Raw genomic sequence first — 1610 nt, 5'->3', positions numbered from 1 at the left:
GGCACAGGCCACGGCGGCGAAGAGGGCGACGTTCCGCGCGTTCGGGGAAAGGGTCATTCTGCGGTCCTCGGGGGCTCGGTGGCGGTGGCCCGCTCGGCGCCCCCCGACGCCGCGGGAGCCTCACGAGGCACGGCTACCAGGCGCGGCCGGCTCGCATGGGTGGCCCACGCCCACACGTCCCACTCCGGGGGCGCGTCAGGATCGTCGGGCAGCTCAGAGACGGGATCAGCGCCTTCGGCCTGTGGCGCCATGGCGCCACGGCGCTGCGGTGGTGTGGTGACCTCGCCGCGCAGGCGGATAGCCGGCACAACGACCTCTGCCGCGCCCTGAACGCGGCGGACGTAGCCGTTGGCGAAGCCTCGCTCGGGGTGGCCGGTGTTGTAGCGGGAGAAAGCGACGCGCAACGCCCGCTGCGGGTCCGCCTCGCCGCGGCTGGCGGCCGCAAAGCCCTCGCGCAGGATGCGCGCGCCGGCCGTCAGGTTGGTGCAGGGGTCGAGGACCTCGGCGATCGTCAGGCCGAGCGCCCGGAGGTTGCCGCTGTTCACCTGCATAAGCCCCAGGTCCACGGAGCGGCCCCGGCGCACGATCAGGTCCGTGGCCAGCGCCACGGCCGCCTCGCGCGTCTCGGGAAAGATCGCCCCGCCGTCCGGCCCGTTCACGCCGAGCGCGAAGGGCCGGAAGCCGCTTTCCGCCCGCACGACGGCGGCCAGCGTCTCGAAAGCAACCGAGGGGGCACAGCGAGCAGCGAGCTGCGCGGCTAGGGCGAGCTCCAGGATCACGCAGCCACCTGCGGGCCGCGTTGCTGGCTGTTAGGTGTCGGAGGCCCTCGATGAGCCCTGGCCTTGAATAGAGGTAGGATTGGGCGAGGGAAGGAGCGTGCGGAGTTTCCGCAGCTTCGGATCGTCCGCCTCGTGAACGCAGATCGGGCCGGGGAACTTGAAGTCGTCGCGCATGAAGCTAACCAGCCGTGTGAGGTCGCGCCAGGCGCGGGCGCCTGCACCGCTCCATAAGCCGATTGCGACGTAGCCCCGGCGCCATGACGTACCGAGATAAGGGACGAAATCTGCGCGCCCGTGCGCGTCCCGCATGGCGAGGACAATGACCTTTTCGATGCGACCCCCCTTCGAGAGCGCCGCCCGCACGTCCCCATCCGACACGAATCTGCTGCCCACCGGCCCCTTTTCCCTTCAGAAGCCCGAAGGGTATGCGGCGAATGCGGGTCTGCCCACAACTCGATGAGTGCGTAACGATAATTCATTGGGTGGCTACCGCCGGCTGCTGACCGCCCGAATTTGCGACCCCGGCAGCCGGGACGGAGTTGGCCTGGTTGCACCGCGGGAACAGGCGACCTCGGCGCAAGTGCTTCGCCAGTCGCTCCATTGACGCGTGGCACGCCGGGGCTGCAGTGGGACCGTCCGGGTTGGCCAAGCACAGCGCAACCTCGCACCCCCACAAGTCCTCCGACCGAGCGGCCCCGCCTGGGATGAGCACAACAGAGACCACCAAGCCCACCAGAAGTGCTTTTGTCATTTCACAAAACCGCTGTGGTGCTTCTGCCCATGACGGTATTGAACCTGCGAGAACTAGGCAACCGGTTTCACGGAGCGCTA

Annotated in this window: 2 protein-coding genes; both read right to left on the bottom strand. The window is 69.0% G+C overall.

The annotated features are described in order from the left end of the window. Nucleotides 1–53: 53 nt before the first annotated feature. Entirely contained in the window at nucleotides 54–779 is a 726-nt protein-coding gene (locus ACO1BU_RS37230; protein ID WP_424140882.1) for a lytic transglycosylase domain-containing protein, read from the bottom strand. 30 nt (nucleotides 780–809) lie between these two features. Next, nucleotides 810–1172, bottom strand: a complete 363-nt coding sequence (locus tag ACO1BU_RS37225) for a hypothetical protein (protein WP_424140881.1) — start codon at nucleotides 1170–1172, stop codon at nucleotides 810–812. Nucleotides 1173–1610 lie beyond the last annotated feature (438 nt).

It is taken from the genome of Roseomonas chloroacetimidivorans (genome assembly GCF_049629625.1).
GTDB classification, from domain to species: domain Bacteria; phylum Pseudomonadota; class Alphaproteobacteria; order Acetobacterales; family Acetobacteraceae; genus Roseomonas; species Roseomonas chloroacetimidivorans.
Note: the sequence above shows the minus strand (reverse complement) of the source record. Positions and strands in the feature narration are given on the sequence as shown.